This is a genomic window from Candidatus Schekmanbacteria bacterium RIFCSPLOWO2_02_FULL_38_14 (genome assembly GCA_001790855.1).
Lineage (GTDB): Bacteria > Schekmanbacteria > GWA2-38-11 > GWA2-38-11 > GWA2-38-11 > 2-02-FULL-38-14-A.
The window spans coordinates 1-22147 of record MGDH01000039.1 but is presented as its reverse complement, the minus strand read 5'-3'; the positions used below and the strand labels follow the sequence as shown (position 1 = coordinate 22147).

The window sequence follows — 22147 nt, the reverse complement described above, 5'->3', positions numbered from 1 at the left end:
CTTAAAATCAAATATTCATTGGGCAGAGGCAAGCCCTGCCACTGCATAGTTATTTATCATTATTTTTCTTTTTTCTGTTTTTCCCTTTCTCATCATCTGTTTCTTTTGCTGCAAACTTTCCCATAATAAAATACTGCTGTCCTATGGTGAGTATGTTGTTAACGGTCCAATAGAGCACCAGTCCGGTCGGGAAAGACATAAACATAAAAGTAAATATAACCGGCATTATGAGCATGATCTGAGCCTGCTTTGGGTCTGCCGTGGTTGGACTCATTTTCTGCTGGGCAAACATTGTTATGCCCATAATGATTGGCGTAACGTAATAGGGGTCTTTTGCAGACAGATCGCTTATCCAAAGAAAAAAAGGAGCACCCCTTAATTCTATTGAATTCATAAGAACATTATAAAAGGCTATGAAAACCGGAATCTGGAAAACCATTGGAAGGCAGCCTCCAACAGGATTAACCTTATGCTTTTTGTAAAGCTCCATAGTTTCCTGGTTCAACTTCTGAGGCTCTTTTTTATATCTCTCCTTAAGCGCTTTTATCTGTGGCTGGAGCTTTTGCATAGCCTGCATGGATTTAAAACTTTTTTGAGTAAAGGGGATAAAAAGGATTTTTATGATAAAAGTAATCAGGATTATTGTGAGTCCATAATTTTTAAGATAGAGATTGAAAAAATTTAAAGCCTTAAGAAGAGGTATTCCAACAACCCCGAACCAGCCAAAGTCTATGGCGTTTTCAAGCTTTAGCGCTTTTAAGCTGTTGAACTCTTTGGGACCTATGTAAACGCTGTAATTCCGGGAAAGCCTTTCTCTGCCTTTTATTTTTGAAACAGCGGTTTGTATTCCAACCAAGCTCTTTTTGTTCTTGTCATTGAGCATGAAGCCTGCAGTTTTTTCCTCTTCAGGCATTATTGAGGCAAGAAAATATTTTGACTCAAGTCCAACCCATTCCACATTTCCGTTAGAAAAAATTAATGGTTCCTTTATTTTCTCAGTCTGTTCTCTGATAACCTTGCCATCATTTTTTATCAGCGGTCCAAAATGCCCATATGCATTCGATTCATCAGCCCCACCAAGATAGAAAGAAGGGCCAAGAAATATCTGGCTTGAGAAAGAAGCAGGGGATTCACTTAAATTTTCAACTTCAATATGCATATTTATTAAATATGAACTGTTATTAAATTTTAGGCTTTTTGTTACTTTTAATCCGCTAGCATCAGGGATTGATATAAAATTAATGACACCGCCTGTATTGCTGCTGTTTAAGGAGAGGAGCTTTTTATCAGCATCAAAAATAAGCCTCTGAGAAGAGGAATTCTGGTTTAGAGCAAAATCGAGGGTACGGGAATTTTCATCTTTTTTTTCTTTACCTATTAACCTGACTCCTTTTCCGCTAGCATCCTTATATTTTTCAAGAACAAGCTCTTCCAAAACTGCCTTTCTTTTGGAGAATCTTGCTGTGTAGAGTTCAGTGTCAACCTTAATGAAATCGTCTTTTATGGTTTCCTGATTTTGTACCGGATATGGTGAGGTAATGGTCTTTAAAATATTTTCCTTTGATAAGGGGATTGATTCAGGTTGCGGCAGAGAATCTTTTACTGAAGATTTTGCACCCTCTGAAATCTTCCCGTTCTTTCCCAGATTTTCCTGCTGGGGCATGAAGAGATACTGGTAGGTTGTTATCAGTAAAAGGCTTAAAACTATAAAGACTACAAGCCTTATTTGCATTATTTCTCCTCTATTTTACAAGCTAATTTGAAAATTTCTGATTACAGATATTTAAAAAGATTCCGCACACAAACTTCTTTTAACAGTTTTTTATTTTAAAGGGTCAAATCCACCTTGCCCGAACGGGTTGCATTTTGCAACCCGCCTTGCTGATAGCCATAAGCCTTTGACCAAGCCATAGCGGCTAAAAGCCTGGCAGGCATACTCTGAGCAGGAAGGTGAGTAGTTACAAGAGGGGGGCAAAAGCGGGGAAAGCAGAACCTGATAGACTTTTATTAGAAAAACAACAAAAAGTTTTAAAATATTTGCCATCTTCAAAAGTTCTCTTCCTGTAAAATTTTACTTATAGACAATGCCCTGCTAAAAATAATTTCCATCTGTGTTAATTTGATTTCAGGAATGGTTTTTCTGCACATTACAACTATATCATACCCTTTCTTGAATCCTTTTTTTTTCCTGCGGAAGACTTCCCTGATAAGTCTTTTAATCCTGTTTCGTTTTACGGCATTGCCTGTTTTTTTGCTGAGAGAAAGACCGATTCTTGAAAACCCTAACTGGTTTTCTGCAAAGTAGAAGATTAGGTTGCCTGACTCTACTCTTTCACCTTTTCCCAAAACAAGCTTAAACTCAGAGTTTCTTTTAATTCTTTCAATTGGTTTTAATGAGTTAACCTTTTCCATCAAGGTGTTGTTCTGTGAATTTCTTTGCTTAGACTGTAAGCCTCTTTCTCCCCTTCGCCCTCCTTCTTTTGAGTATCTTTCTTCCGCCCTTAGTACTCATTCTTTTTAAAAACCCGTGTTTTCTTTTTCTTTTTTTCTTTTTTGGTTTGTAAGTTACTGACATTATTGTATCCTTAGTTAAAAAATATTAACATCAGGACTCAAGGAGTCAAGGATTTGCGTGAAATTCAAAACTTAAAATTCAAATTTCCCTAAAACCCTAGAACCCTATAATCCTTTATTCTGAAATGGACAATTAATTTAAAAGCAAATCTACCATATTAGATTGGCATTAATTTGTCAAGATGCTCAAAATCTTATCTGCGCTTATCCTTCCTTCCCTGACAATTTTGATTCCTTGTTCAGCAAAATCAACAATTGTAGAAGGTTCGGGATTATTGCACTTTCCGCCATCAATTATGAGGTCAAGTTTATCAGAAAAATATTTATTTACCTGCAAGACATTCTCAGCTGACGGCATTCCTGAGGGATTGGCGCTTGTTGATGTAATAGGGAATCTGCAAAGCGATAAAAGCTTCAGTGTTATTAAATTGTCAGGCACCCTTATTCCAACAGTTCCTTTTTCTCCTGTAAGGATTGAAGGGAGTTTTCTGCCTGCTTTAAAAATGATAGTCAGGGGTCCTGGCCAGAAGGTTTTAATAAGTTTTAAAGCCTGAGAGGGAATTTCAGCTACAATTTCTTTCAGGTTAAACTCCTTTGAAATTACCAGTAATATTGGTTTTGAAAAATCCCTTTCCTTTAAAGCGAAAACCTTTCTGACAGCTTTGCTGTTAAAGGCATTTACCCCGAGCCCGTAAACAGTGTCAGTTGGATATCCAATGATTCCATCCTTTTCCAGAACTTCTTTTCCCTTTTTAAGCAGATGAGTTTCAGGGTTTAAAGGATTTATTTTTATAATCTCAGTCATGGTTTTAAATTTAGCTGTCAGCTATCAGCATTCAGTTTTCAGCTAACCTGAAACCTGAAACATGCAACTTGAAACTTTTCTTTGATAATTGACATTAGCCTGTCCATCCATTATAGTTGAAAAATCTAAGATTATAGATTTTTTCTCTAATATAAAAAGATTTGTCAATAAGATTGGGTAGGGGAGGCTTTAGCCTCCCTATGATTATTCAATTGTGCTAAGTCGTCCTGAGTTCAGTCGAACGATTAAGGGCGACTAAAGTCGCCCCTACCCGGAATTTGTTATCATAAAGATGCAGAACCTTTTAGAAGTCATTGACCTTAAAACCCATTTCCCGATAACCTCAACTTTTTTCTCAAGAAAAAAAGGCGTTGTCTATGCTGTTGACGGGGTTAATTTTGTTCTAAAAAAGGGAGAGACTCTGGGTCTTGTTGGAGAGAGCGGATGCGGCAAGACAACCATTGGAAGAACAATTCTGAGACTGATTGAGCCAACAGAAGGAAAAGTCTATTTTGAAGGGAACAACATTTTTGCCTGTGACAGGAAAAAAATGAAGGGGTTAAGACGAAGAATGCAGATGATATTTCAGGACCCGTTTGCATCCCTGAATCCGAGAATGAGGGCTGGCAGCATAATAGGAGAGCCTCTTGTAATTCACAAAAGAGGAAACAGAAAGGAGAGGCGGGAAAGGGTTTCAGAGCTTCTGAAAATCGTTGGTCTTAATGAGGAACATTATGACCGTTATCCCCATGAATTCAGCGGTGGACAGAGGCAGAGAATCGGGATTGCAAGGGCAATTGCCTTAACCCCGGACCTTGTAATTGCAGATGAACCGGTTTCATCACTTGATGTTTCAATACAGGCACAGATAATAAACCTCCTTGCAGAGCTTAAAGAGAAATTCAAACTAACCTATCTTTTCATCTCCCACGATTTAAGCATTATCCGCTATATCTCAGACAGGGTTGCAGTTATGTACCTTGGAAAAATTGTTGAGACAGGAGATTGTGAAAAAGTTTATAATGACCCAAAGCATCCTTATACAAGGATTCTTTTATCCGCAATTCCATCACTAAATCCAAGGGTAAAAAAGAAGAGAATCATTGCAGAGGGAGATGTTCCAAGCCCCATAAACCGCCCTTCGGGCTGCCATTTCCATCCGCGCTGTCCGTGGATAATAGAGCCAAAGTGCAGACAAGTTGAGCCTCAGCTAAAAGATGCAGGGGATGGAGTTTTGGTGTCGTGCCATCTTATTCTTTAAACACGACCTCTGCCCTGAGCCGTTCTTTTTCCCTGATAATTTCTGCTATTTTCTCTGTATCTTTATAAGTTTTGAATTTTCCAACCATTACTGTGTAGGTCTTTTTTTTTGCAAACCCGCCTTCTTTTTCAATATAGGCATCATACCCTTTTTTCTTGAGGGATTCATATTGGGAGTTAGCAAACTTTTCAACAGTAAATGCAGAGACTTTTATACTGTAACAGGACTCTTTCATGGCGATAATGGGAAAATATTAAAAATTTCTTTTAAAAAATCTGAAAAGTATACTCCGGTTATTATTCCAAGAAGAAATAAAAGGAGGCTTGTTATGATTACAGAGACAAATGAATAAGAGCTTTGTTCTCTTGCCTCTCTTATTTTTTCAACATCACGGAGTTCTACCATTTTTACATCCTTTCAGGCGCAGAGATTCCCAAAAGCCTCATTCCATTCCTAAGGACAATCCTGATTGCCATACAAAGGGCAAGACGGGAATCTGTAAGCCTGCTTTCATCTCCTAAAATCGGATGCTCATTATAATATTTGTGGAAAAGGGCAACAAGTTCTTTCAGATAAAAAGTAAGATGGTGTGGTTCACAGGTATTGGCGATTACCTCTATTATTTCCTGAAACTGGTAGATTTTACGCATTATTGAAAGCTCTTCTTCTGTATTGAGAAGGCTGAAATCAGTTTTATCAATTTCTGGAAGGGTTATTCCCTTCTCTTCTGCTTTGCTGAAAATACTGCAGATTCTTGCATGGGCATACTGAACATAATAAACAGGGTTTTTATTTGACTGCTCCTTTGCAAGGGCAAGGTCAAAGTTCAAATGAGCATTGCTTTTTCTTTCAAGAAAGAAGAAGCGACAGGCATCAACCCCAACCTCATCCATTACCTCCCTCAGTGTAACAAACTCCCCTTCTCTCTTGCCCATGGCAACAGGTTTGCCGTGTTTCTGTAAATTGACCATCTGCACGAGTATCACGGCGAGCATTTCTTCGGGGTAACCAAGCAGCCTTACAACGGTTTTCATCCTGGGAATATAGCCGTGATGGTCTGCTCCCCATATATTGACAAGCTTTTTATAGCCTCTCTCCAGCTTGTTTTTATGGTAGGCAATATCTGAAGCAAGATATGTGGTTGAACCGTCTGTTTTTATGACTACCCTGTCCTTTTCATCTTCAAAGTCGCTTGCCTTGAGCCACCACGCGCCCTCCTTTTCAAAGATAAAACCATTTTTCTTCAGCAGCTCAATTGAGTTTTTTACTTCTCCGCTTTCAAAAAGGCTTTTTTCAGAAAACCATTTATCAAATCTTACCCTGAAACTTTCAAGGTCTTTCTTTATTCCTCCTAAGATTTTCTCTCCTGCAAAATCGCTGAAAAACTGCAAATCATCATCATTTTGAATTTTGAATTTTGAATTTTGAATTTTGAATTTTTCGGCAATCTCCCTCACATATGCGCCCGGATAGCCATTTTCAGGAAATTTTGTTTCTTTCCCTAAAAGTTCAAGGTATCGCGCCTTAAGGGTTTTTCCAATATTTGCCATCTGAATGCCAACATCATTGATATAGTATTCCCTTTCCACATTGAAGCCAGCAAACTCAAGGGTATTTGCCAGCACATCGCCAACTGCTGCTCCCCTGCCGTGGCCTATGTGAAGAGGGCCTGTTGGATTTGCGCTTACAAACTCAATCTGTATCCTCTCATTATTTCCAATATTGGAGGAGCCGAATTTTTCTCCATTTAAAATTACTTCAGGAATTAGTTTCTGCCAGGCTTTTTCAGTGATGAAAAAATTAATAAACCCCGCTCCTGCAATCTCTGTTTTTTCAACAACAGGGCAGGAGAATTTATTTAAAACCTCTTCTGCAATCTTTCTTGGAGGTTTATTTAATTTTGATGAAAGAGCAAGGGCTATGTTTGTAGAAAAATGACCGAATTTTGCATCTTTGGGAATCTCAATAATAAGAGGAGGGAATTCTTCCTGCCCGAGTTCTTTCTTGAAAACTTCAATTGCCTCCATTATTGCTTGTTTTAAAGTTTTTTTCAATGTACTCATATTTGATTAAAATTATCAAAATCTATCATGCTGAAACTGTTTGAGCATCTACTTGAGATTCTGAAATAAATTCAGGAATCCATCTATAGGAATCATGTTCTGATAAAAATTAAAATGACTATAACCAACCTGCAACTAATTGGCAATCTCTTTTATAATGTATTTTAGCATTGAAAAATTTATTTTTCCCTTCTATCATTAGTAAAATTTAAAAAAGGAATTTTTATGAAAAAAATTGGAATAATCGCCAAGCCTCATAGAGAAAAAGCCCCAGATGTTGTCAGGGAACTTGTTCGGTGGCTTGCAGAAAAGAAAATAGAAACTTTTCTTGATGAAGATACAGCATCGCTTCTTGGTGGATTTAATGGGAATGTTTTCAAGAAGAATAAAATCCCTGATATGGTTGACCTCCTGTTAGTTCTTGGCGGAGACGGGACTTTTTTAAGCGTTGGGAGGCTTATAGGGGGAAAGGATACTCCTATTTTAGGAATAAACCTTGGCGGTCTCGGTTTTTTAACAGAGGTAAAGCTTGATGATATCTATCCTGTGCTTGGAGCGGTGCTGAAAGGGGATTACATAACTGATAAGCGCCTTATGCTTTCAACCCATGTGCACAGGCAGGGTGAGAGGATTGGCGAGTATTCTGTTTTAAATGATGTGGTCATAACAAAGGGCGCACTTTCACGAATGATAACCCTCAAGACCTATGTTGATTCCAGATACCTTACTACTTACAGGGCTGACGGCTTGATTATTTCGACACCAACCGGTTCAACTGCCTATTCCCTTGCAGCAGGAGGACCAATAATCTACCCTGACCTTAATGTAATTGCTCTTTCTCCGATATGCCCTCACTCCCTTAGCAACCGCCCAATTGTGATTCCTGATGCTTCAAAGGTTGAGGTAATACTTGAGTCAGAAAACGAGGATGTTCTTCTCACTTTTGACGGACAGGTCGGTTTTGCGTTAAGGGCAAAGGATGTTGTTGAGATAAGAAAGGCAGAAAAGGGAATTACTCTAATCCATCCAAAGGAAAGAAACTACTACGAAACCCTGAGAACAAAGTTGAGATGGGGGGAAAGATGAAATATAAAATTCCAAATTCCAATATCTAAATCCTAAACAATCTCAAATGACCAAAATTAAAAATCCTAAACAAAACTGGTTTAGAATATTTGTATTTAGAATTTTGGATTTGTTTGGGATTTAGTGCTTGGGATTTAGAACTTCCTTTGTTTGGATTTAAAACAGAAATTATAGGAAAATATAAAAATTACTAATGCTGACACAACTCTCAATCAGAAATTTTGCCATTATTGATAACCTGCGCATATCCTTTAAACCCGGATTAAATATCCTGACAGGGGAGACAGGGGCAGGAAAATCAATAATCATTGATGCACTGAACCTTGTTCTTGGGGAAAGGTCTTCTTCTGAATTTATCAGAACAGGTGAAAAATCAGCATCTGTTGAATCAGTTTTTGACATTTCAGGGAATTCTCACATTAAGAAGCTTCTTGATGAAACAGGTATTAAGATTGGCTCCGAAGATGACCTGATAATAAAGAGGGAGATAAATGCGGCAGGAAAGAGTCAGGTTTATATCAATGGCGAGAGATTCAATCTATCAACCCTTGAAAAAATCGGTGAATACCTTGTTGATATCCATGGCCAGCATGACCACCAGTTGCTTCTTCGCAGGGAGAACCAGATGGATGTTCTTGACTCATTCGGGAATCTTTTTGACCTGAGGAATGAAGCCAGAACAAGGCTTGAAGAGTTTCATGAAGTTGAGAACAGGCTTGAGGAGATAAAAAGGGGATATTCTGAAAAAGCGCAGAAGGAAGAGTTTTTAAAATTTCAGATTCAGGAAATTACAAATGCAAATCTAAGACCAGGAGAGGATGAAGAGCTTAAAAAAGAAAAGGAGATTTTAAAAAATTCCCTTCTTTTAACCCAGACATCATTTAAAACCTGTGAAGCCATTTATGAGGGAGACAGCTCTGCTTACAGTATCTTGAGCAGCATCAAGCCTGAGTTTTCAAGAATAGCATCAATTGACGAAAATCTGGCTTCCTTTTACAAAAGACTTGAGGAGATTGCTGTGCAGATAAGAGAGCTTGCAGGAGAGCTTCGCTCCTATGCTGACGGAATTGATTCTAATCCCAAGCGGCTTGAAGAGATTGAGGAGCGGATAGATTTTTTAAACAGGTTGAGGAGAAAATATAATGCAAGCCTTGAAGAAATATTAAAGCTCAAAGAAGAAAAAGAAGCAGAACTCAGGGCTATGGATAACTCAGGACAGGAGATTGAGAGACTTGAAGCGGAAAAAGAGAGGCTTGAGTCTGAGCTGCAAAAGATTTCCCTAAAACTTTCTGGAAAGAGAAAGAGTATTGCAAGGGAGATAGAGAAAAAAGTTGAGAAGGAATTAAAAAGGCTTAAGATGGAAAAAGCCCGGTTCGCGATAAGCTTTGCAGAAAGACCAAAGAGTGAAAAGGGTTTATACAGGGTTACTTCAAAAGGGATAGATGATATAGAGTTTTTAATCTCTCCAAATCCCGGCGAAGAACTAAAACCACTTGCAAAAATCGCCTCAGGGGGAGAGCTTTCAAGGGTGATGCTTGCAATAAAATCAATATTGGCTGAAGCAGACAGGGTTCCTGTTCTCATATTCGATGAAATAGATTCAGGAATCGGAGGAGTGGTTGCAGAAGTAGTTGGGGAGAAGTTAAAGGAGGTTGCAAAAAAGAGACAGGTTCTCTGCATAACCCATCTTCCCCAGATTGCAGGTTTTGCTGATGCTCACTTTAAAGTATCAAAGAAAATAATTGACAGAAAGACCGCTGTTAAAGTTGATGAGCTTGACAGAAACAGCAGGGTAGAGGAAATTGCCAAGATGTTGGGAGGAGAAAAGGTATCTGAGATTTCAAGAAAACACGCAAGGGAGATATTGAAGGAAAGGGAGATTTAATCTGCTTTGAAAAGCATAGGTCCTTCTTCCTCAGAATCTATTGTTGAGAAGACTTTTTGAAAATATTTTATGACCTCAGGGTCAAAGTGTGTTTCGGAACCGTTGATTATCTCATTTTTTGCCTGTTCAGGTGAAAGAGCTTTTCTGTAAGGCCTATCAGTTATCAAGGCATCATATACATCTGCTACGGCAATGATTCTTGCTCCAATTGGGATAGAACCTCCAATAAGCCCGTAATATCCTTTACCATCATACCGTTCGTGGTGGTTAAGAATCAAGGGTAGTATTTTTAATACCCTGCCTCCAAGAGGTTCTAATAACTCTGACGCTTTTCCTGTATGATCAACCATCTCTTTCCTCTCTTTTTCCGAGAGATTTCCTATCTTGTTAAGAACTTCTTCACCAACCCCAATTTTTCCAATATCATGAAGAAGCGCAGCTACCATTATGTCTTCTACCTCTGGTCCAGGCAATCCAGCAGCTATGGCTATCTTTTCTGCATATCTTGAGACACGATAAGAATGATTCTGAGTGTATTTATCTACTGAATCTATTACAACAGAAAGCATTGTTATGATACCCGAGTAAGTTTTTCTTAGCTCATTGTTATAGGCTTCCTTCTTTTCATAAAGGAATCCTGTTGTATATCCAGTTAATATAAGAAATCCTCCCCAAATAGAGACATCTAACCATTTATCAAGGTTTATATCATTTGCGTCTTTAGAAAATGTATCGGGGATAAAATATGCGATGGCAAATATAATTAGTACAGAAAGAATTGCTGAATATATTCCATGTTTTTTCCCGTAGAAGAATGCGCCTAAAAGAACAGGAAGGTAAAAGAAGTTTAGGAATGCCCTTTGGTTATTTACAAAAAAGTAGATTATTCCTGTAATTATTACTAAAAGAGATATTATTATAAGCTCTTTGTCAACTTTTAGATTTAATTTTAAATTTGTCATTAAAATTTTTCTTATAAAACTATCTAACAATTTGTATTATTATAGTACTGAAAAAATTTTAACATACTTAAACCTGTTCTGTCAATATTCAAATTAAGATAAATAAACTCTTGACGGTCAACACTTCTTTAATATAAAATCTTAGAAAATTATGTGTCAAATTTTTGCGAGAAACATATGACTGTAAAGGGATTAAAGGAAAAATTAAAAAAGACAGGAGAGCTTCTTGCTGAGGCAGGGCTTATTACACAGGAACAACTGGAAAATGCTTTAGAGAAGAAGAAGGGGACCAAGAAGAAAGTCGGCGAGATTTTAGTAGAGCTTGGATTTGTTTCTGAAGAAAATATTGCAAAAGTAATAGCGCTTCAATTGGGAATCCGCTTTATAGACCTTTCTTCCGTATCAGTTGAACCTGAGGTTTTACAGCTTGTTTCTGAAAAGCTATGCCGGGAACATACTTTTATTCCAATCAGCTCTGATAAAAGGACTGTCATCGCTGTCTTTGCTGACCCGCTTGACCTTGAAGCCATAGACGACCTGAGATTTGGAACCAGCCGCTCAGTTATCCCTGCTGTTTCAACTCCTAAGCAGATTAAAGAAGCGATAGAACGCTACTACCATATTAATACCCCTCTTCAGGAATTAGTAAAAAATATGTCTTCTTTTAAGCAGAGCTTTATTGAAATTATTTATGATAGGGATTCTGATGCAGAAATTTCAGAACTTGTCAAAAGGAGTGAAACGGCTCCTATTATAACAATGGTAAACACAGTAATAGGCAATGCCGTCAGAAACAGAGCAAGCGATATACATATTGAGCCACATCAGAATAACCTTAAATTGAGAGAAAGGGTGGATGGGTTATTGAGAGATGCAATAACATTTCCCAAATGGGTTCAGGCTCTTATAATCTCAAGAATCAAGATAATGGCAAAGATGGATATATCTGAGAGAAGAATCCCGCAGGATGGAAGAATAAAAATACGCATACAAGGGAGAGAAATGGATCTCAGGGTTTCGACACTTCCTACACAGTACGGGGAAAATGTTGTAATAAGAATTTTAGATTCTAAGTCTGGTGTATTTGATCTGGAAAGCATTGGATTTTCTAATGAACATAAAGAGCTTGTAAAAACTATGTTCAAGAGGCCTCAGGGCTTTGTTTTAGTTACAGGACCCACTGGCAGCGGGAAAACGTCTACTCTGTATGGTATGCTTAGCCACGTTAAATCAGAGAAAATTCATATTGTCAGCCTTGAAGATCCTATAGAGTATGAACTTCCGGGAATCAGCCAGGTGGGTATCAATGAAAAAGTAGGTCTTACTTTTGCCTTTAGCCTAAGGGCTGTTCTGCGCCAGGACCCGGATGTAATTTTGGTTGGTGAGATAAGGGATAGCGAGACTGCATTTATTGCCATGCAGGCATCTGTTACAGGACATCTTGTTTTAAGCTCTCTTCATACAAACAGTAGTGTCGCTACTATAACACGATTGAAAAATATGGGAGTTCCTAATTATCTTATTAGTTCTTCTTTAAATGGTGTTGTTGCCCAAAGACTGCTCAGATTGATTTGTCCCAAATGCAAGATTCCCTATATTCCATCCCCGGATGAATTTATCAGCATAGGGATGAGGGTTGATGATACCAAAGGGATGAGGTTTTACAAGGGGACAGGGTGTGAGAATTGTGGCAATTCCGGTTACAAGGGAAGGATTGGAATATTTGAGGTCTTAAATATCAATTCTCAGATAAGGGATTTAATAGCGTCTGATGCATCTGAAGATGCAATTACCAAAGCAGCTTTATCCTCAGGATTAAACTATATAATACACGATGGTATAAAAAAAGTGAAACAAGGTCTTACGACTTTGGAAGAGTTGAACAGGATGCTTGTTTTTGAAGATGAAGATATGATGGGCTGTCCGAAGTGCAACACATCCATAAAGTCTGATTTTGTCAACTGCCCCAACTGTGGCTATTATGTTACAAGTCTGTGCAGTTCTTGCGGAAAACCAAGAGAACAGGAATGGAATTACTGCCCTTACTGTAAAACGGAATATGTTGCCATACATTCTGTAGCTGTATAGTCTTTTTAGCTACCGATCAGAAATTTTTTCTATGATTTTTTCAATGTCATTGAGCGGATACTTTTCCTGAATGCCGCTTTTTAAATCCTTTATACTCAAAAACCCCTGCTTCTCTTCTTCCTCTCCTATATAGATTACAAAAGGGATTTTAAGCTGGTCTGCTTTTTTAGTGATTTTGCCTGATTTTCTCAGAGAGAAATCAATGTCAAGTTTAGCCCCTCTGACTCTCAGGGTCTGAGATATTTTTATTGCATAGCGGAAAAGTTTTTTATCTAATGGAATTACCAGGGCGTCGAGATGGGATGTTTTCAGGTTTCCCTGGTATGCGGAGTCTTCTTTATTTTCTTCCTCCCTTTCAATGGCAAGAAGAAGCCTTTCAAAACCAAAGGCAAAGCCAATAGACTGCGAATCACCTCTTCCGCCAAGAAGGCTTAACAATTCATCATATCTTCCTCCTCCGCAGACCTGGTTTGCTGCACCAAGCCTTGGACAGTAGATTTCAAAAATAGTCCCTGTATAATATTCAAGCCCCCTCCCGAAGCCGAAATCTATCCTTGCCTTCTGCCAGTTGATTCCAAATGAATCAAGGCAGGATGAGACTATTTTTAAATTTTCAAGGGGTTTAAGCACGGTTAAATCATCAATGTATTTTCTCAGAAGTGATTCTATCTTTGGAAACACATAATCAGGCGTTCCCCTGATTGTGCTGAGTTCAACTATTGCTTCAAGGATTCTGAAATATTTTCCCTCTTCTGATTCAGTCTCATCCTTTGATATTCCAAGCTCAATTAATTTCTTTTTAACATCAGGAATTCCTGACTTTATGTCCTTGAGTTTGTTAAGGTCTTCAAGAGCTCCTATTAAAAGGCTTTTTTCTCTTTCCGGTATTGTCAGCTTTTTAAATATTGTAAAAAGAATTTCCACATCGCTTATTGCTATTTCATAATTTTTTATTCCTATTTTTTCCATGCAGTCACAGGCAAGCTTTATGACTTCTGCGTCATGCTCAAGGGAGTTGCTTCCAATGATTTCAACTCCTGCCTGTGTAAACTGGCGAAACCTTCCTTCCTGCGGCTTGTCGTAACGGAAAGTTGGTCCAAAGTAATATATCTTAACAGGCCTGCTTTCATTTGAAAGCCCTTCATTGAAAGCCCTTACAACAGAGGCTGTGATTTCCGGACGCAGGCATATGTCCCTGTTGCCGTAATCCTTGAAGGTGTACATGCTTTTTACTATTTTATCCCCTGATTTTCTCAGATGCAGCTCAAGGGGTTCAATTATCGGGACATCCATTCCCTGATAGCCGTAGGATTCAAAACATTCCTGAATGGCTTTAAAGACCTCTGTCCTTCTGTAATATTCTTTTGGAAATATGTCCTGCGTGCCTTTTACGCCTTTTATTGGCTCATGCTTTTTTTTGTCGTTTGAATTTTGAGCTTTGGCATTTGACATTAACTTGCCTCACCAATATAGTTTATGAAGAACCAAAAGTTGTAATGTTGAAACATCAATAAAGATTTTTTTAAGGGTGTGCTGGAAAAAAGTCAAGGCTAATTAACTGAAATAAAAAAAGCTGAAAAAAATTCAAGGAAATAAAATTTGTTTAAAAAAAATAACCTCTGGATAATATTTTTATTTCTGGCGCTTACAATTGCCTTTTTTGCAAAGGCTCTTTTTACAAAAACCACATTTATTTACGGAGACACTTACCTTTTATATTATCCGCTAAAACGATTTATTGCTTCTAATCTCAGAAATTTTTCAATTCCCCAGTGGAACCCTTATGTTGCTTGCGGAATGCCTGTGGTATCTGACCCTGTTCAGCAGATGTTTTATCCGCTGACATTTCTTTCTTTGATTTTTAATTTTAATCTTTTTTATAAACTGTTCATCATTTCTCATTATTTAATTGCAGGTTTGGCAGCATATTTCCTGATGAGGGGACTGAGATGCAGCACCTACGGTTCGCTGTTTTCAGGAATTGCATTTATGTTCTGCGGTTATATGGTTTTTAGCCACTCAAACCCAATCTACATATCGTCTGCTGCCTGGATGCCTCTTGCATTTTTTTTCTTTATGAAAATCTTTCAGGATGGAAAAAAGCTTTTCTGGTGTATTGCCTGTTCTTTCATCACGGGGATTCAGGTTCTTGGCGGAGATATTCAGCTGGTATATGCGGAATTCGTGTTTTTCCTGATTTATATTTTATTCAGCTTAAAGGAATCAAAGGCTTCAGTCTCAGGACACTTAATCAAATATTCCTTCAGAATGATTTTTGTTTTGTTCTTTACGTGCTTATTTTCAGCTGTTCTGATTTTACCAATCTATTTTCTTCTCCCTTTTTCAGACAGGGGCTCAGGCTACGCTTTTGATGAAGCAACCAAATGGTCTTTTCACCCTTTGCGGATAATTGAGTTTTTCACTCCCTATGTTTTTGGCAGTACAATTTATGATAATAACTATTGGGGAATGTTTCTTCAGAGCCAGAAGGCTGAAAGGGTGTGGACTGAGATTGTTTATATCGGGATATTGCCTCTTGTATTTTCTGTCTATGCTTTTTTTTTAAAGAAGGACAGGGATACGCGCTTTTTTTCCTTTCTTGGCGCTCTGTCCCTAATCTTAGCCTTTGGTTCTTTTACTCCGCTTTATTTTTTATTCTACAAAACCTTTCCTTTTTTCAGCTCCTTCAGATACCCGGAAAAATATCTGATATTTACCTCGTTTTCTCTGGCAATTCTCGGAGGGTTGGGATTTGAAGAATATCTTAAAAAAATCCCCCTTGTTCCTTCTTCAGCAAAGGTAGATTCAGGTGGATTTGAAATAAAAATTATTAAGAATATTTCAATCCTTATCATCATCCTGCTTGTTCTTCTTTTCTCTTTCACTGTTTATCTGAAAACCGCACCTTTAAATTTCAAAATTTTTTTATTGAGCAGGAACATTAATGTTTCTTTAAATGATATTCTTTCTTCTTTAAAAAGTGCAGGTTTCTATTTTTTCTTCATCTCAGCCTTATCTGTTTCTCTAATCTGGCTTGGTCTGAGGCAAAAGATTTCTTCAAGGGTTTTACCCGCAGCTATAATTCTCGTTCTCATTATAGACCTGTGGCAGATTGGGCTTAAATCCTACCCTTTGTTCCGTGAGGATTATTACGATTTTATCCCTTACGGAAAGCTTGTGATTGACAGGATAGAAAATAAAAAACCGGAGTTTTTCAGGACATATTGCTCTGACAAGTTCATTAAGGGATACAATTATCCTGAACTTGAGGAACTATCTGCAAATGAAAAGACATGGATATTTAATAAAAACATTCTTAAAGCGGCAACAGGAATGAATTTTGGAATTTTTCACGGAGATTTTTACGGTTCATTCCAGTTAAGAAAACAAAAAGAACTGGTTGAGAGGCTTAAAGGGAAGAGAATTTCATTTGATTTGATGAATATAAAATATATTTTTGCGCCAAAGGAATTTTTTGAAAAAACTCCCTATCCTGCAGTTTTCATACATCCAAAAGGCGAGTTTGCAGTTTTTAAAAATACGTCTTTTCTGCCAAAACTATTCACGGTGAAAAAAGTCAGAACCTGTTTGACAGAGCAGGAAATCCTTGAATCGCTGTCATCAGATGAATTTAATCCAAAAGAAGAAGTTATAGTTTCAAGGAAAGATTTTATTGAAAATAGCAGGGAATCTTTAACCAGTAATGCTGGAGGCGAAAACAGGCTTGAAATTTTAAATTATGAACCAAACTCAATTTCATTAAATGTTGCCCTGAAAGAGCAGGGCTTTCTGGTTTTTCTTGAGAATTTCTTTCCCGGCTGGGAGGCAGTTGTTAATGGAAAGGGAAGAGATGTTGTCAGAGTTGATTATGCTTTTGTCGGGGTTCCGCTGGATTCAGGGGTTAGTAGAGTGAAGTTAAGCTTTATCCATCCGGGGTTTCCATTGGGGCTTGAGGTAACAACATTTGCATTTATCTTTTATATTCTGTTTTTGATTTTATGTTTTGTCAGAAGTAAATTACCACGTGCTTCCGCACGTGGCTTTTGAATTTATTCTCTTCCTTTGTCATCTATGACGGTAATGAGTGGAGCTGGATTTCTGCTGGAGTTTACCCTCATGGAAATGGGGGCAGGAATGAAAATATGAAGAATAAAACAAGACTTGATAAGCTTGTTGTTGACCTTGGAATCGCCAGAAGCCTTGAAAGAGCAAGGGCTTTGATAATGGAGGGAAGAATTTTTGTCCGCGGACAGAGGGTTGATAAGGCAGGAAGCATGGTTTCGCCTGATGAAGAAATCCTTGTTAAAGGGGCAGACATTCCCTATGTCAGCCGTGGCGGAGTAAAGCTTGAAAAAGCAATGGAAGAGTTTAAAATAAGGGCTGAAGGAAAAACTGCCATTGATGTAGGAGCGTCAACAGGGGGTTTTACAGATTGTCTGCTAAAAAGAGGAGCAGAAAGGGTCTATGCTGTTGATGTTGGCTATGGGCAGCTTGACTGGAGCCTTAGAAATGACAGCAGGGTTATAAATCTTGAGGAAAAAAACATCCGTTATTTAAAAAAGGAGGATATACCTAAGGAGGCTGACCTTGCAGTAATTGATGTTTCTTTTATTTCCCTGACAAAGGTTATTCCCAAGGTTATGGAACTTTTAAAAAGTTCGGGAGTGATTATTGCACTTATTAAACCGCAGTTTGAAGTCGGAAAAGGAGAAGTCGGAAAAGGAGGGATAGTTAAAAACAGTGAAAAACACAGAGCGGTTCTTTTGAAAATAGTTGAATTTTCAGAAAAGCATAATCTTTCTGTAAAAGGAATAACAAAGTCTCCAATCCGCGGGCAGAAAGGGAACAAGGAATTTTTCCTGTATCTCTCAAAATCTAAGCACGGATTAGACCCGGAAGTGATTTTTGAAACGATAGATAAGTTAATTTTAAATAACTAAGACAGTCCTATCTTTTTCATCTTCTCAACCAGTGTTGTGCGGTTAACCTTCAGGAGTTTTGCCGCCTTGCTCTTAACGCCGTTGGATTTCCGGAGAGCCTGATTAATCAGGTCCACTTCAAGATTTTTAACTATGCTGTTTAAATCTATTCCTTCGTCAGGGATTTTTATCCCGTGCCATTCAACAGAAGGAGGTAAATTAATAATTTTAGGCGAAAGGTGTTTCGGGGTTATCAACTTTCCATCTGCCAGAGCCAATGCCCTTTCAATCGTGTTTTCAAGCTCCCTTACATTTCCGGGCCAGTGGTATTTTATCAAGAACTCCATTGTGCTGTTTGAAACTTTTTTTTCCCCTTTTTCCATTTCTTTGCAGAATCTTTTAAGAAAGGTGCTGGTTAAAAGAGGGATATCTTCCACCCTTTCTCTCAGGGGGGGGAGTGTTAGGGATATTACGTTTAAGCGATAAAAAAGATCATCCCTGAAAAGCCCTTTTGTAACAAGGTCTTCAAGGTTTACGTTTGTTGCTGAAATTACCCTTACATCCACTTTTATTTTTCTGGAATCCCCAACTTTTTCAAGTTCTCTTTCCTGAAAAACCCTTAAAACCTTTACCTGCAGGTCAGGAGCCATTGTGCCAATTTCATCAAGAAATATTGTTCCCTTGTTAGCAAGCTCAAACTTTCCTGTCCTGTCATAAAAGGCTCCTGTGTAAGAGCCTTTTACATGGCCAAAGAATTCGCTCTCAAGCAGGTCCTTTGGAATCGCACCGCAGTTTATGGTTACGAATGGATGGTTTTTCCTGTAGCTGTTATAATGGATTGCCTTTGCTACAAGTTCTTTTCCTGTTCCGCTTTCTCCCTGGATAAGAATGGTGCTGTCAGTCTCAATCACCCTTTCCATCAGCTGATAGACCTTTTGCATCTGGGGAGAGACCCCTATTATATTTTCAAACCTGTATTTGCCTTTGAGCTGTTTCTTTAGCAGGATATTCTCTTCAACCAGAGTCATCTGATTCAGGGCTTTTCTTATTACAATCCTTACCTCATCAATGTTTATGGGTTTTGAGAGATAATCATAGGCGCCGGCTTTCATTGCGCTGATTGCCGATTCAACAGATACATAGGCAGTGAGAACTATAACAACTGAATCAGGCGATATGGATTTTGCCTGCTTCAGGACTTCAAAACCGTCTACTTCAGGCATCTTAAGGTCAGTGAGTATAAGATGGAAAGGTTCTTTCTTTAAAAGCTCAATTGCCTTTTTGCCGTTTTCAGCCTGAGCTACAGCATAGCCTTCTTTTTCAAGAATTCTCGCCAAAGACATCCGTATAGTGCTTTCATCATCAACAATAAGTATTTTTTTAGGAGTCATATAAGTGCTTAACCCTGTACCCTTCCAAAAGATTTTTGCCAATTATAGATTTAATAACAAATTATTCAAGCAAAAACTCTTCTGGAGATTGCAGGGATTAAAATCAGATTACAGAGATTTAAATTTTGAGTATGAAATTTCTGTAATTATAAATTTTCATTTTTTGTTTGACAAAAAAAACTCGGTTGTTATACAGAGGCGGGTACGCAAAGGGGTTGAAAGTGCATAGCGGGCAAATATAATGGTGAAAAAGATAGCTTTTCTCTTTCCGGGCCAGGCTTCGCAGTATGTTGGCATGGCAAAGGAATTTTATGATAATTATGCGGTTGCAAAAGAACTTTTTGGGATGGCAAATGATGTTTTGGGGTTTGACATTACGAGGCTTTGTTTCGAGGGACCCGAGGAGAGGCTTAAACTGACAGAATATACTCAGCCTGCAATACTTCTTTGCAGCATTGTGACAAAAAAGGTTCTTGACCTGAGCGGAATAAAGCCTGATATAGGGGCAGGGCACAGCCTTGGCGAGTATTCTGCCCTTGTTGCAGCCGGCACTCTTGACCTTGCGGCTGCGCTGAGGATTGTAAGGGCAAGAGGGAAATTTATGCAGGAAGCAGTCCCTGAAGGGAAAGGGGCAATGGCGGCTTTGCTCGGGATTGAGAGAAAGAAGGTTGAAGAGGGTTTAAGAAAAATCGAAAACGGGATAGTTGAAGCAGCGAATTTCAACAGCCCGGGACAGATAGTCATATCAGGAGAAAAAGAGGCTGTTGAGAAGGCTGTTGAGGTGTTTAAAAAAGAAGGAGCAAAGAAGGCGGTCTTTCTTCCTGTATCCGCTCCGTTTCATTGCCGTCTTATGGAGCCCGCAGAGGAAAAGCTTTCTGCGTATCTTGATGATACTGAGTTTAGGGATTTAGAGTTTCCAATTATAACCAATGTTGATGCAAGGGTTATAAATAAAGGGAAAGACGCGAGGGATTCTCTCAGGAGACAGGTTTCAAGACCAGTTCTCTGGGAAGATTCTGTTTTAAGAATTAAGCAGGAAGGAATTAATTTATTTGTAGAGGTTGGACCCGGAAGGGTTCTTTCGGGGCTTGTAAGACAGATTGACAGAGAGGCGGTTTGCCTTAACGTTGAAGATAAAAAAAGCCTTGAAAAAACTTTGGAGGTTCTGCATCATTAATATAATGTATTTTTAAAAATTAATATAATAAAAGAAGACAGCCGAGACGGCTGTCCTACCAAATAAATTATTTATTTTAAAAATGAATTTTATCTCTGCAGCTATAAAAGGAGTAAAATAATTTGGAGAAGTTTCTTGAGGGCAAGGTAGCCATTGTTACAGGCGGTTCAAGGGGGATAGGAAAATCCATTTCAAAAAATTTAGCAGAAGCAGGCGCTATTGTAATAATAAATTATTCTTCAAATGAGGCAGCAGCACAGCAAACCCTGCAGGAGATTCTTGAAAAGGGCGGAAAGGGAGAGATTAAAAAGGCAAGGGTTGAAAATTACGAGGAGATATCAGCGCTTGTTGATGGCATTTCTGAACGCTATCAGAAGATTGATATCCTTGTTAACAATGCCGGAATAACAAGGGATAATCTTGTGCTGAGAATGGACTGGAAGGAATGGGATGAGGTTTTAAACGTCAATCTTAAAGGAACATTTTTCTGTACAAAAGCAGTGATGAAATCTATGATAAAAGCAAGGTATGGGAAAATAGTTAATATCACATCAATTGTTGGAGTGACAGGGAATGCAGGACAGACTAATTACTGCGCTTCAAAGGCAGGGATTATCGGTTTTACAAAAAGTGTGGCAAGAGAGCTTGCATCAAGAAATATCAATGTGAACGCAGTTGCTCCGGGATTTATTGAAACAGATATGACGGATGGTTTGCCTGAGAAGGCTAAGGAGGAGATGAAAAAGCAGATTCCCTTTAACAGGTTTGGTTCTGCTGCTGATGTTGCGCATCTTGTGAATTTCCTTGTATCTGATAAGGCTTCTTACATAACTGGACAGGTAATCCACGTAAACGGCGGGATGTACATGTAATTATTAATAAAATTTTTTAGGAGGTGAAATGTTGATGACAGTAGAAGAAAGAGTGAAAAAAATAATCGTTGAACAGTTGCAGGTAAGCGAAGATGAAGTGACTTCTGATGCATCATTTTTTGATGACCTTGGCGCTGATTCCCTTGATGTAGTGGAGCTGGTTATGGCGCTTGAGGAGGAGTTTGATATGGAAATTTCTGACGAGGATGCAGAGAAAATCGTTACTGTGAAAGACGCCATTGAATACATTGAAGAACATATGTAAATCAATATAATCTAAAATAATGGACATAGAAATTTTTCCAATTTCTATGTCCGTTTTTTTTCTTATTTAAATTATGAAGGACTTTACTGTTTTAGAAAATTTACTTGGATATTCTTTTAAGTCAATTTGTTTTCTGAAAAAGGCATTGACCCATAGTTCTTATCTGAATGAGAGTAACACGGAAACAGAGGAATCCAACGAGAAACTCGAGTTTCTCGGAGATTCAGTGCTTGAGCTTGTTGTGAGAGAATATTCAATTGAAAAATTTCCTGAGAATGATATTGGCGCCATTTCAAAATTCAAGTCAATGATAGTATCTGACAGATTTCTCTCCCGCGTCGGCAAAGGGGCTGACCTTGGAAATCATCTCATGCTTGGCAGGGGAGAAGACGCAGCAGGGGGGCGCCTGAGGGATTCAATAATAGCTGCTGCCTTGGAGGCAGTTATTGGCGCTGTTTATCTTGACGGAGGACTTGAGCAGGCAAGGTTATTTGTGCTGAAAAAAATAATTAAAAAGGCGGAGTCTTCAGAGTTTCTTGACCTGAGAGATTATAAGTCAAGACTTCAGGAAGTTATTCAGAAAGAATACAATACGTTTCCTGTATATAGTCTGATAGAGGAAATGGGGCCTGTTCATGACAAGACCTTCAGGATATGCCTTGAGGTCAACAAAAATCCTGTTGGCTATGGCAGCGGGAAATCCATAAAAGAGGCGGAGCAGAGGGCTGCAAAGGAAGCCCTTGAAAAGCTGGAGATAAAATGAAGCCCTTGATCATTCCTGTATTTATTCCCAATCAGG

The 22147-nt window shown here is 38.4% G+C and carries 21 protein-coding genes; 11 read left to right on the top strand and 10 right to left on the bottom strand.

Annotation, left to right across the window (positions count from 1 at the left end; genetic code table 11):
- Positions 1–49 precede the first annotated feature (49 nt).
- From A3H37_00105 to A3H37_00085, 5 genes are all read right to left on the bottom strand, one after another.
- On the bottom strand, positions 50–1732 hold the full coding sequence (locus A3H37_00105) for a hypothetical protein (protein OGL48305.1): 1683 nt from the start codon (positions 1730–1732) through the stop codon (positions 50–52).
- Positions 1733–1822: 90 nt separating this feature from the next.
- On the bottom strand, positions 1823–2044 hold the full coding sequence (locus tag A3H37_00100; GenBank protein OGL48318.1) for a membrane protein insertion efficiency factor YidD: 222 nt from the start codon (positions 2042–2044) through the stop codon (positions 1823–1825).
- A gap of 2 nt (positions 2045–2046) precedes the next feature.
- Entirely contained in the window at positions 2047–2412 is a 366-nt protein-coding gene (locus A3H37_00095) for a ribonuclease P protein component (GenBank protein OGL48304.1), read from the bottom strand.
- Between the two features lie 28 nt (positions 2413–2440).
- The gene (locus tag A3H37_00090; GenBank protein OGL48303.1) at positions 2441–2575 is read right to left on the bottom strand and encodes a 50S ribosomal protein L34; all 135 of its coding nucleotides are present in this window, start codon (positions 2573–2575) and stop codon (positions 2441–2443) included.
- 168 nt (positions 2576–2743) lie between these two features.
- Positions 2744–3379, bottom strand: coding sequence for a threonylcarbamoyl-AMP synthase (locus A3H37_00085; GenBank protein OGL48302.1), 636 nt, complete (start codon positions 3377–3379; stop codon positions 2744–2746).
- A 292-nt stretch (positions 3380–3671) separates the two neighbouring features.
- Here A3H37_00085 and A3H37_00080 point away from each other — a divergent pair, with 292 nt between their 5' ends.
- Positions 3672–4640: a peptide ABC transporter substrate-binding protein gene (locus tag A3H37_00080; GenBank protein OGL48301.1), complete on the top strand. Its 969-nt coding sequence runs from the start codon at positions 3672–3674 to the stop codon at positions 4638–4640.
- On the opposite strand, the gene A3H37_00075 is transcribed toward A3H37_00080, so the two are convergent.
- Entirely contained in the window at positions 4630–4875 is a 246-nt protein-coding gene (locus A3H37_00075; protein ID OGL48300.1) for a hypothetical protein, read from the bottom strand. The genes A3H37_00080 and A3H37_00075 overlap by 11 nt on opposite strands.
- A 172-nt stretch (positions 4876–5047) precedes the next feature.
- Positions 5048–6703 (bottom strand): arginine--tRNA ligase, encoded by a 1656-nt coding sequence (locus tag A3H37_00070; GenBank protein OGL48299.1) that lies wholly within the window; start codon positions 6701–6703, stop codon positions 5048–5050.
- A gap of 225 nt (positions 6704–6928) precedes the next feature.
- On the opposite strand from A3H37_00070, the gene A3H37_00065 reads away from it, so the two are divergent.
- Together A3H37_00065 and A3H37_00060 are read left to right on the top strand one after the other, a co-directional pair.
- Complete coding sequence (locus A3H37_00065; protein ID OGL48298.1) at positions 6929–7789, top strand: NAD(+) kinase; 861 nt, start codon at positions 6929–6931, stop codon at positions 7787–7789.
- Positions 7790–7982: 193 nt separating this feature from the next.
- The gene (locus A3H37_00060) at positions 7983–9674 is read left to right on the top strand and encodes a DNA repair protein RecN (GenBank protein OGL48297.1); all 1692 of its coding nucleotides are present in this window, start codon (positions 7983–7985) and stop codon (positions 9672–9674) included.
- Here A3H37_00060 and A3H37_00055 read toward each other — a convergent pair.
- The gene (locus tag A3H37_00055; GenBank protein ID OGL48296.1) at positions 9671–10636 is read right to left on the bottom strand and encodes a hypothetical protein; all 966 of its coding nucleotides are present in this window, start codon (positions 10634–10636) and stop codon (positions 9671–9673) included. The two genes, A3H37_00060 and A3H37_00055, sit on opposite strands and share 4 nt — an antisense overlap.
- Before the next feature lie 177 nt (positions 10637–10813).
- Between A3H37_00055 and A3H37_00050 the strand changes: the two genes are divergently transcribed.
- On the top strand, positions 10814–12724 hold the full coding sequence (locus A3H37_00050; GenBank protein ID OGL48295.1) for a hypothetical protein: 1911 nt from the start codon (positions 10814–10816) through the stop codon (positions 12722–12724).
- Between the two features lie 9 nt (positions 12725–12733).
- On the opposite strand, the gene A3H37_00045 is transcribed toward A3H37_00050, so the two are convergent.
- A complete protein-coding gene (locus tag A3H37_00045; GenBank protein OGL48294.1) occupies positions 12734–14176 on the bottom strand; it encodes a histidine--tRNA ligase in 1443 nt (480 codons plus the stop codon).
- A gap of 147 nt (positions 14177–14323) precedes the next feature.
- Between A3H37_00045 and A3H37_00040 the strand changes: the two genes are divergently transcribed.
- Positions 14324–16771 (top strand): hypothetical protein, encoded by a 2448-nt coding sequence (locus tag A3H37_00040; protein ID OGL48293.1) that lies wholly within the window; start codon positions 14324–14326, stop codon positions 16769–16771.
- Positions 16772–16866: 95 nt separating this feature from the next.
- Positions 16867–17664, top strand: a complete 798-nt coding sequence (locus A3H37_00035; protein ID OGL48317.1) for a hypothetical protein — start codon at positions 16867–16869, stop codon at positions 17662–17664.
- On the opposite strand, the gene A3H37_00030 is transcribed toward A3H37_00035, so the two are convergent.
- On the bottom strand, positions 17661–19034 hold the full coding sequence (locus A3H37_00030; GenBank protein ID OGL48292.1) for a Fis family transcriptional regulator: 1374 nt from the start codon (positions 19032–19034) through the stop codon (positions 17661–17663). The genes A3H37_00035 and A3H37_00030 overlap by 4 nt on opposite strands.
- Positions 19035–19038: 4 nt before the next feature.
- Here A3H37_00030 and A3H37_00025 point away from each other — a divergent pair, with 4 nt between their 5' ends.
- The 5 genes from A3H37_00025 (at position 19039) to A3H37_00005 (ending at position 22111) form a co-directional block, all read left to right on the top strand.
- Entirely contained in the window at positions 19039–19263 is a 225-nt protein-coding gene (locus A3H37_00025) for a hypothetical protein (protein OGL48291.1), read from the top strand.
- Between the two features lie 15 nt (positions 19264–19278).
- Positions 19279–20211: a [acyl-carrier-protein] S-malonyltransferase gene (locus A3H37_00020; GenBank protein ID OGL48316.1), complete on the top strand. Its 933-nt coding sequence runs from the start codon at positions 19279–19281 to the stop codon at positions 20209–20211.
- Positions 20212–20333: 122 nt separating this feature from the next.
- Positions 20334–21083: a 3-oxoacyl-[acyl-carrier-protein] reductase gene (locus A3H37_00015; GenBank protein ID OGL48290.1), complete on the top strand. Its 750-nt coding sequence runs from the start codon at positions 20334–20336 to the stop codon at positions 21081–21083.
- A 31-nt stretch (positions 21084–21114) separates the two neighbouring features.
- Entirely contained in the window at positions 21115–21348 is a 234-nt protein-coding gene (locus A3H37_00010; protein OGL48315.1) for an acyl carrier protein, read from the top strand.
- Between the two features lie 73 nt (positions 21349–21421).
- Positions 21422–22111 (top strand): ribonuclease III, encoded by a 690-nt coding sequence (locus tag A3H37_00005; protein ID OGL48289.1) that lies wholly within the window; start codon positions 21422–21424, stop codon positions 22109–22111.
- Positions 22112–22147 lie beyond the last annotated feature (36 nt).

What these genes read in the sequence shown, in the direction of transcription:
- A3H37_00105 (OGL48305.1), bottom strand. Translation starts at nt 1,732, where the DNA reads ATGCAAATAAGGCTTGTAGTCTTTATAGTTTTAAGCCTTTTACTGATA.
- A3H37_00100 (OGL48318.1), bottom strand. Translation starts at nt 2,044, where the DNA reads ATGGCAAATATTTTAAAACTTTTTGTTGTTTTTCTAATAAAAGTCTAT.
- A3H37_00095 (OGL48304.1), bottom strand. Translation starts at nt 2,412, where the DNA reads ATGGAAAAGGTTAACTCATTAAAACCAATTGAAAGAATTAAAAGAAAC.
- A3H37_00090 (OGL48303.1), bottom strand. Translation starts at nt 2,575, where the DNA reads ATGTCAGTAACTTACAAACCAAAAAAGAAAAAAAGAAAAAGAAAACAC.
- A3H37_00085 (OGL48302.1), bottom strand. Translation starts at nt 3,379, where the DNA reads ATGACTGAGATTATAAAAATAAATCCTTTAAACCCTGAAACTCATCTG.
- A3H37_00080 (OGL48301.1), top strand. Translation starts at nt 3,672, where the DNA reads ATGCAGAACCTTTTAGAAGTCATTGACCTTAAAACCCATTTCCCGATA.
- A3H37_00075 (OGL48300.1), bottom strand. Translation starts at nt 4,875, where the DNA reads ATGAAAGAGTCCTGTTACAGTATAAAAGTCTCTGCATTTACTGTTGAA.
- A3H37_00070 (OGL48299.1), bottom strand. Translation starts at nt 6,703, where the DNA reads ATGAGTACATTGAAAAAAACTTTAAAACAAGCAATAATGGAGGCAATT.
- A3H37_00065 (OGL48298.1), top strand. Translation starts at nt 6,929, where the DNA reads ATGAAAAAAATTGGAATAATCGCCAAGCCTCATAGAGAAAAAGCCCCA.
- A3H37_00060 (OGL48297.1), top strand. Translation starts at nt 7,983, where the DNA reads ATGCTGACACAACTCTCAATCAGAAATTTTGCCATTATTGATAACCTG.
- A3H37_00055 (OGL48296.1), bottom strand. Translation starts at nt 10,636, where the DNA reads ATGACAAATTTAAAATTAAATCTAAAAGTTGACAAAGAGCTTATAATA.
- A3H37_00050 (OGL48295.1), top strand. Translation starts at nt 10,814, where the DNA reads ATGACTGTAAAGGGATTAAAGGAAAAATTAAAAAAGACAGGAGAGCTT.
- A3H37_00045 (OGL48294.1), bottom strand. Translation starts at nt 14,176, where the DNA reads ATGTCAAATGCCAAAGCTCAAAATTCAAACGACAAAAAAAAGCATGAG.
- A3H37_00035 (OGL48317.1), top strand. Translation starts at nt 16,867, where the DNA reads ATGAAGAATAAAACAAGACTTGATAAGCTTGTTGTTGACCTTGGAATC.
- A3H37_00030 (OGL48292.1), bottom strand. Translation starts at nt 19,034, where the DNA reads ATGACTCCTAAAAAAATACTTATTGTTGATGATGAAAGCACTATACGG.
- A3H37_00005 (OGL48289.1), top strand. Translation starts at nt 21,422, where the DNA reads ATGAAGGACTTTACTGTTTTAGAAAATTTACTTGGATATTCTTTTAAG.